We start from the raw sequence: 7,846 nt of genomic DNA on the forward strand, positions 1-7,846 counted from the left end.
CCGGTAAGCGCAGCGCCACCGGGCAAGAAATCAAATCGCTAAAGCCAATGTCGTCCCCTGCGCAATCGCCCGCCGCGCATCCAGCTCCATCGCCACATCACACCCGCCGATCAAGTGCACCGTTTTCCCGGCTTCACGCAGCGGATCCGCCAGATCGCGCTTCGGCTCCTGGCCGGCGCACAAAATGACATGATCCACGCGCAGCAGCTGCGGCTCACCGCCGATCGTGACGTGCAGGCCCTCATCGTCGATCTTCTGGTAACTCACCGCCGGGATCATCTTCACCCCACGCGAGAGCAGGGTGGCGCGGTGGATCCAGCCGGTGGTTTTACCCAGCCCTTCGCCTGGTTTACTGGCTTTACGCTGGAGCATCACTATCTGCCGTGGGCTTTTTGGCAGCTGGGGTCCTTCCGGACGCAGGCCGCCGGACTGGTTCAGGCTGGTGTCGATCCCCCATTCCACGCAAAATTCGGCAATGTTCTGGCTGGTGGCCTCGCCCGGCTGGCTTAAGTACATGGCGGTATCAAAGCCGATCCCACCGCAGCCGATAATCGCCACTTTCTCCCCAACCGGTGCTTTGTCACGCAGCACGTCGAGATAGCTCAGAACCTTCGGATGATCGATACCCTCGATCGCAGGCGTGCGTGGGGCGATCCCGCTCGCCAGGATCACCTCGTCGAACGCCAGCAGATCGGCCGCTTTTACCCACTGATTGAGGCGCAGATCCACGCCCGTCAGGTCGATCATCCGACGGTAGTAGCGCAGGGTTTCATAGAACTCCTCTTTGCCGGGGATCTGTTTGGCGATATTAAACTGCCCGCCAATTTCACCGGCCGCATCAAACAGCGTCACGCTGTGCCCGCGCGAGGCGGCATTAACCGCAAACGCCAGGCCCGCCGGGCCTGCACCCACAACCGCCAGGCGTTTTTTGTTGACCGCCGGAATGACCGGCATTTTGGTTTCATGGCAGGCGCGCGGGTTGACGAGACAGGAGGTGACCTTGCCGACGAAGATCTGATCCAGACAGGCCTGGTTACAGCCGATGCAGGTGTTGATCTCATCCGCACGGCCGCTTTGCGCTTTGGACAGCAGTTCGGCATCGGCCAGGAACGGCCGCGCCATGGAAACCATATCGGCATCCCCGCGCGATATCACATCGTCCGCCACCTGCGGGTCGTTAATACGGTTGGTGGTAACCAGCGGAACAGAGACTTTCCCTTTCAGCTTGCGCGTCACCCAACTGAACGCCGCACGCGGTACCGGGGTGGCGATGGTCGGGATACGCGCCTCGTGCCAGCCAATACCGGTGTTAATAAGGGTGGCGCCGGCGGCTTCAATCGCCTGCGCCAGCTGCACGGTTTCGTCGAAGGTGCCGCCGCCCTCCACCAGGTCGAGCATCGACAGGCGGAAAATAATAATAAAATCAGCCCCCGCACGTTCGCGCACCGCGCGTACCACCTCCACGGCAAAGCGCATGCGGCGGGCATAGTCGCCGCCCCATTCGTCGTCACGCTGGTTGGTGCGCGCGGCGAGGAACTCGTTAATCAGATAGCCTTCGGAACCCATGACCTCGACGCCGTCATAACCCGCCTCACGGGCCAGCGCGGCGCAGCGGGCGAAGTCGTCAATCAGCGCCAGGATCTCGTCGTGGCTGAGAGCATGGGGCGTGAAACGGTTAATCGGCGCCTGAATGGCGGAGGGGGCCACCAGATTCGGCTGGTAGCTGTAGCGCCCGGTGTGGAGGATTTGCAGGGCGATTTTGCCGCCCTCGCGGTGTACCGCGTCGGTCACCATGCGGTGGTGCGGCAGCTGTGCCGCATCGTTTAACACCGCGCCGCCCTCCATGCCGACGCCGGAAGGGGCAGGAGCCACGCCGCCGGTGACAATCAGCGCCACCCCGTGGCGCGCGCGCTCGGCATAGAAGGCCGCCAGACGCTCGGCCCCGTCCGGATGCTCCTCCAGCCCGGTGTGCATCGAGCCCATCAGCACGCGGTTTTTGAGAGTGGTGAACCCCAGATCGAGGGGGGCAAATAACGACGGGTAGCGGCTCATAGTCTCTTCCAGTGTAAAATTATTGTTATGTGGTCGGATGAGTTACTAATTTAGCCAGCGGCTGCGGAAAGGTAAAAGCGGGATCGAATGATTGTGATAGATCTCAAAGAACTCGCCCCTCACCCTACCCCTCTCCCCAAAGGGGAGAGGGGACTGGCCGGTGCGGTCTTAATGTATTGGCTCGATCTGGTTTTCTCCCTCGCCCCTTTGGGGAGAGGGCCGGGGTGAGGGGGATGCCCGCACCAGCCCCGGCGCCTGCCACATCGACGTCGTCAGCCCGCTGTCTACCAGCCCAAGCTGGTCGGCGTATACCGCCTGCCACTTCTGCATCATGCCGTCGTAGAGCTCGCGATGCTGTGGGTTCGGCGTGAACTCGCGGCTCCATTTCACCAGCCGCTCGCCCGTCGAGGCCATATCCGCAAACAGCCCCGCGCCTGTTCCGGCTGCGATCGCGCAGCCCAGCGCCGTGGCTTCTTTCACTTCCGGCACACGCACCGGCAGGCCGGTAACGTCGCTTAAAATCTGGCTCCACAGGGCACCTTTTGACCCGCCGCCCGCGAAGACGAGGCTCTCAAACGTCACGCCGGAAAAGCGGGATATCTGGGCCAGGTTACAGGCCGAGACAATCGCCGCGTTCTCTTCCAGCGCGCGGAACAGCGTCGCTTTGTTGCACTTTTCCGGGTCGATGGAGAGGTTAATAAACGACGGTGCAGCGTGGTACCACTGCTTAAAATGCATCGCGTCGGAGAAGATCGGCATCACCCCGTGGGAACCTGCCGGCACGCGGCTGGCCATCTCTTCCAGCAGGGAATAGGTGTCCATCCCCATCCGTTCGGCAATCAGTTTTTCCTCGGCACAAAAGGCGTCGCGGAACCAGCGCATGGTCAGCCCGGTAAAGAAGCTGATCGACTCCGCCTGCGCCATGCCGGGGATAACGTGCGGATTCACGCGGATGTTCATTTCAGGATCGGTGCGTACCTGCGGCAGGTTGACCACCTGCTGCCAGAAGGTGCCGCCCAGCACCGCCGTCTGCCCGGCTCGTACCACGCCCAGCCCCAGACAGCCCAGTTGCACGTCACCGCCGCCCATCACCACCGGGGTCCCTTCGCGCAGTCCGCTCTGCTGCGCGGCGTCATGGGTGATGGCCCCCAGCACGGTGCCGGTCTCTTTCACCGGCGAGAGGATATCGGCCCGCAGCCCGGCCATGTCCAGCAGCGCCGGACGCCAGTCGCGGGAGAAGAGATCCAGCATGCCGGTGGTGCCCGCGTTGGAGGGGTCAACGGCCAGCTCGCCGGAGAGTTTCGCCGCCAGCCAGTCGCTGATCATGGTGATGGTTGCGGCCTTACGGTAGATGTCCGGACGATGGTGCGCCAGCCACAGCAGGCGCGGCATCGCGCTCAGGGCCAGGGTCTGGCCGGAAACGTCGTACACTTCGGATTCAAAACGGTCGTCGTGGATCTCTTTGAGCTCCGCCACCTCGCGGCTGGCGCGGGCGTCAACGTTGGCGCAGGCCCAGATGGCCTCGCCGTTGCGGTCATACAGCACAATCCCTTCGCGCATGGAGCAGCAGGCGACGGACTGAATATCCCCCGCGCTCAGGCCCGCTTGCGCCAGCGCCTGATGAATACACCGGCAGGTCAGCCGCCAGTTGGTGTCGAGGTCAAACTCCATCGAGCCCGGCACATTTTCCACGCTCAGGTGCTTCCACTCGGCCTGACCAACGGCAATCTGATTGCCCTGTAAATCGAAAATAACGGCGCGAACGCTGCCTGTCCCTGCATCTAACGCTAAAAGGTAACTCATGAGCTTGCCTCGTTGTTAGCGCAGGGCGACTCTTATCCGGCCAGAGCCAGCACCGCGCGGGCTGTCGTCTCTTCCGTCACCAGGCCATTGATACGGCGACCTTTCAGTGCGGCATAAATCGCATCGGCTTTTTCAACACCGCCGGCTACGCCAACGATGGTGGGCAGCTGCGCCAGTTCATCCAGCGTGACGCCCAGTAATTCTTTATGGATCTCCAGCTCCTCGACGCATTCCCCCTCGGCATTGAGGAAATAACCGAGAATGTCGCCGACCGCGCCTTTACGGGCGTACATCAGCTGTTCGCCCTCGCTGATATAGCCGGAGCGCAGTATCGTTGCGTCACGGCGCTGGTTCACCGAACCAATGCCGACCACCGCCACGTCGGCTGCGGTCGCGGCGAGGATCACGTCCCGCACGCTGGTTTCGCGTTTTAAGATCCCGGCAACTTCTGCGGATGACACGCGCAGCGGGGCGGGGATCATGCTGACGCTGCAGGCGGCGTCCAGCTGGCCGATTCCGGTCATATACGGCCCCACGCCACCGGAAAGGGTGACCAGGCGGATCTGCTGTGAGCTGATAAAGCCGCTCAGGTGCTGCAGGCTGCTCATGGTGGTTTCACCAAATCCCACCGCCAGCAGCTGGCCGGGTTCCAGCACGCCCATCAGTGACTGCGCAGCGCCAATGCCTAACCGCACACTCATCGGCGGCGTATTCAGGGCAGGCAACACGCGCACCAGCTTCAGGCCAAAGCGCTGTTGTAGCTCGGTTTCCAGCGCCAGACAGCCCTCGTAGCGGGAATTGATCTGCACCCGGATCACCCCGGACTGACGCCCCTTCTCCAGCAAGCGGGAGATTTTAAGCCGCGGCAGGCCAAGCCGTTCGCCAATGTCATTCTGGGTCAGCCCGTCGTGGTAGTAGCACCAGGCCACGCGGGCCACCAGCTCCTCTTCCGCCAGTGCCAGCCCGGCAAACCGTCCTTCTTCCGCAGTGCGTTTATCGCTCATAGTTGAACTCTTATAAAAATTTAGATCATATGTTCGCGTTGGCGCGCGGGGAAAATGTGAGCCACGCGACAAAACGGATCTTTATGGTGCTTTCTGTTTAATCTGGATCTTAATCGATAAAACTGTGATCCCTGCACGGTTGTAAATATAGTTCACCGTCTACGCTTTTGAACATTATTAAATCTAAAAATCATTTGTTCAATAGCGGAGCGATGATGACCCCACTTCTTAAAGCGCGCGATATCTGCAAGCAGTTCTCCGGTGTGCCGGTTCTGAAAGGCATTGATTTCACACTGCTTGCGGGTCAGGTACATGCGCTGATGGGCGGTAACGGTGCGGGAAAATCGACGCTGATGAAGATCATCGCCGGGGTTGAGACGCCGGACAGCGGTGAACTTTCTGTCGGGGAGCAGTCATATGCGCGGCTCTCCCCGGTGCAGGCGCACTCGTTAGGCATCTATCTGGTGCCGCAGGAGCCGCTGCTGTTCCCCAACCTGACGGTGAGGGAGAACATCCTTTTCCGCCTGCCGCGCGAACGGGATCTGGAAAAGCGGCTGGGCGATAAGCTCCAGCAGCTGCAGTGCCAGCTTAACCTCGACGCCACCGCCAGCACCCTGGAAGTGGCGGATCAGCAGATGGTGGAGATCCTGCGCGGATTAATGCGCAACGCCAGGATCCTGATCCTTGATGAACCCACGGCCTCGCTCACGCCCGGCGAAACCGAGCGCCTGTTCCGGCAGATCCGTGCCCTTCAGGATCTCGGCGTCGGGATTGTCTTTATCTCCCACAAGCTGCCGGAGATCCGCATGCTTTCGAGCCACGTCTCGGTGATGCGCGACGGCGCGGTGGTGCTGAGCGGCGAAACGGCGCAGTTCGACGATAACGCCCTGATCGCCGCCATGACGCCGGTGAGCCGGGAGAAAGGCTTAAGCGACGCGCAAAAACTGTGGCTGGCGCTGCCGGGCAATCGCCGCACCCAGCCGCAGGACTTTCCGGTGCTGCGGGTGGACGATCTCACCGGGGAGGGGTTTATCGATCTGAGCCTTGAGATCTACGCGGGAGAGATCGTCGGTCTGGCCGGGCTGGTGGGATCCGGGCGCACCGAGTTTGCCGAAACCCTCTACGGCCTGCGCCCGGTGCGCGGCGGGCGGGTCTGGCTGGAGAATCAGGAGATCACGCACGAGAGCGTTGGCGCACGGCTGGACAAAGGCCTGGTCTACCTGCCGGAGGACAGGCAGGTATCCGGGTTGTTCCTGGATGCGCCGGTTCGCTGGAACACGGTGGCCCTGAACGAGCCGTCTCTCTGGCAGCAGCGCAAGCGGGAGTCTGCGGTGGTGGAACGCTACCACCGGGCGCTCGGGATCAAGCTCAACCATGCTGATCAACCCGTGCGCACCCTCTCCGGCGGCAACCAGCAGAAGGTGCTGCTGGCACGCTGTCTTGAAGCCAATCCGTTATTGCTGATCGTCGATGAGCCCACGCGCGGCGTGGACGTGGCGGCGCGGGCCGATATCTATCAGCTGCTCAAAAGCGCGGCGGCGCAGAACGTGGCGGTGCTGATGATCTCAAGCGATCTTGATGAGTTTCCCGGCCTCGCCGATCGCGTGCTGGTGATGCATCAGGGCGTGCTCAGCGGCGAACTGCCGCGCCACGCCGTCAGCCTGGATCGCATGATGGCGCTGGCGTTCGGAGGACAATCATGAAGACGTTACTGAAAAATCGCGAGCTGAGCGCCTTTCTCGCCATTCTGGCGCTGTTTGTCGTGCTGGTGGCGCTTAATCCAGCGTACCTGAGCCTTCAGACGCTGGGGATGATCTTCGCCAGCGCGCAAATCCTGATCCTGCTGGCGCTCGGTGCCGCGCTGGTGATGCTGACCCGCAATATTGATGTCTCCGTGGGCTCTACCGTCGGGCTGTCGGCGATTGCCGTCGGCGTGGCGCTCAACAGCGGCTACAGCCTGCCGGTGGCAATGCTCTTTGCCCTGTCCGTTGGGGCGCTGGCGGGGGCGTTCAACGGTTTTCTGGTGGTGGGGCTGCGCATTCCGGCGATAGTCGCCACCCTCGGCACGCTGGGGCTGTACCGCGGGGCAATGCTGCTCTGGACCGACGGGAAGTGGATTGAAGGGCTGCCGCCCGGGCTGAAATCCCTCTCAGAGCCGGTGGTCCTCGGCGTTTCGCCGCTCGGTATGGGGGTGCTGTTTTTAGCCGCCGCAGGTGCGTGGACGCTGTCGCGCACCGCCTTGGGTCGTGATTTCTATGCCGTGGGGGATAACCTTGCCGCGGCGCGCCAGCTGGGCGTGGCGGTGAACCGCACGCGGATGATCGCCTTTACGCTTAACGGCATGCTGGCGGCCTGCGCCGGGATCGTCTTTGCCTCACAGATCGGTTTTGTGCCGAACCAGACCGGCAGCGGGCTGGAGATGAAAGCCATTGCCGCCTGCGTGCTCGGCGGCATTTCGCTGCTGGGCGGCACGGGCACGCTGATTGGCGCGTTACTCGGTGCCTTCTTCCTGACGCAAATCGATACCGTGCTGGTGCTGTTTAAGCTCCCGGCGTGGTGGAACGACTTTATCGCCGGGCTGGTGCTGCTGGGTGTGCTGGTGCTCGACGGACGGCTGCGCCAGGCGCTGGCGCGTCATCAGCGGGCGCTCAAGTACGGTCGCTTCCAGCCGGGCAACCGAGGGGGAAAGCACGTCACCCCCTTTCCCAAACGCAAAAAAGAGGTGGCGTAAATGAAGCTTAACTGGGAAAGCGCGCTGCTGATGTTACTGGTGCTGGAGATCCTGCTCTTTGGCGCCCTCAACCCGCGCATGCTCGACATCAACATGCTGCTGTTCAGCACCAGCGATTTCATCTGCATTGGCATTGTGGCGCTGCCGCTGACGCTGGTGATCGTCAGCGGCGGGATCGATATTTCGCTGGGGTCCACCATCGGCCTGTGCGCTATCGCGCTGGGGGTGATGATGCAGGCCGGGTGGCCGATGGCGG

Annotated in this window: 6 protein-coding genes; 3 read left to right on the forward strand and 3 right to left on the reverse strand. The window is 62.2% G+C overall.

The genetic code is table 11. The annotated features are described in order from the left end of the window. Nucleotides 1–30 precede the first annotated feature (30 nt). The 3 genes from LDK53_RS17905 to lsrR all read right to left on the reverse strand — a co-directional run bounded on the left by LDK53_RS17905 (nt 31) and on the right by lsrR (nt 4,859). Nucleotides 31–2,052, reverse strand: a complete 2,022-nt coding sequence (locus tag LDK53_RS17905; RefSeq protein ID WP_225287733.1) for an NADPH-dependent 2,4-dienoyl-CoA reductase — start codon at nt 2,050–2,052, stop codon at nt 31–33. 168 nt (nt 2,053–2,220) lie between these two features. Continuing rightward, the gene (gene lsrK / locus LDK53_RS17910) at nt 2,221–3,855 is read right to left on the reverse strand and encodes an autoinducer-2 kinase (RefSeq protein WP_025759580.1); all 1,635 of its coding nucleotides are present in this window, start codon (nt 3,853–3,855) and stop codon (nt 2,221–2,223) included. Between the two features lie 32 nt (nt 3,856–3,887). Next, a complete protein-coding gene (gene lsrR, locus LDK53_RS17915) occupies nt 3,888–4,859 on the reverse strand; it encodes a transcriptional regulator LsrR (protein WP_095451841.1) in 972 nt (323 codons plus the stop codon). A gap of 215 nt (nt 4,860–5,074) precedes the next feature. Here lsrR and lsrA point away from each other — a divergent pair, with 215 nt between their 5' ends. The 3 genes from lsrA to LDK53_RS17930 form a co-directional block, all read left to right on the forward strand. After that, nucleotides 5,075–6,562, forward strand: a complete 1,488-nt coding sequence (gene lsrA, locus LDK53_RS17920; protein WP_225287735.1) for an autoinducer 2 ABC transporter ATP-binding protein LsrA — start codon at nt 5,075–5,077, stop codon at nt 6,560–6,562. Then, entirely contained in the window at nt 6,559–7,590 is a 1,032-nt protein-coding gene (gene lsrC, locus LDK53_RS17925) for an autoinducer 2 ABC transporter permease LsrC (protein ID WP_225287734.1), read from the forward strand. The genes lsrA and lsrC overlap by 4 nt, the downstream gene beginning before the upstream one ends. Continuing rightward, the coding region (locus LDK53_RS17930; RefSeq protein ID WP_412174835.1) for an ABC transporter permease subunit at nt 7,591–7,846 on the forward strand (256 nt) is incomplete at its 3' end.

Origin of the sequence: Enterobacter sp. K16B, from assembly GCF_020216105.1 — a bacterium.
Classification (GTDB): Bacteria; Pseudomonadota; Gammaproteobacteria; order Enterobacterales; family Enterobacteriaceae; genus Enterobacter; species Enterobacter sichuanensis.

What these genes read in the sequence shown, in the direction of transcription:
- lsrC (WP_225287734.1), top strand. Translation starts at nt 6,559, where the DNA reads ATGAAGACGTTACTGAAAAATCGCGAGCTGAGCGCCTTTCTCGCCATT.
- lsrK (WP_025759580.1), bottom strand. Translation starts at nt 3,855, where the DNA reads ATGAGTTACCTTTTAGCGTTAGATGCAGGGACAGGCAGCGTTCGCGCC.
- LDK53_RS17905 (WP_225287733.1), bottom strand. Translation starts at nt 2,052, where the DNA reads ATGAGCCGCTACCCGTCGTTATTTGCCCCCCTCGATCTGGGGTTCACC.
- lsrA (WP_225287735.1), top strand. Translation starts at nt 5,075, where the DNA reads ATGACCCCACTTCTTAAAGCGCGCGATATCTGCAAGCAGTTCTCCGGT.
- lsrR (WP_095451841.1), bottom strand. Translation starts at nt 4,859, where the DNA reads ATGAGCGATAAACGCACTGCGGAAGAAGGACGGTTTGCCGGGCTGGCA.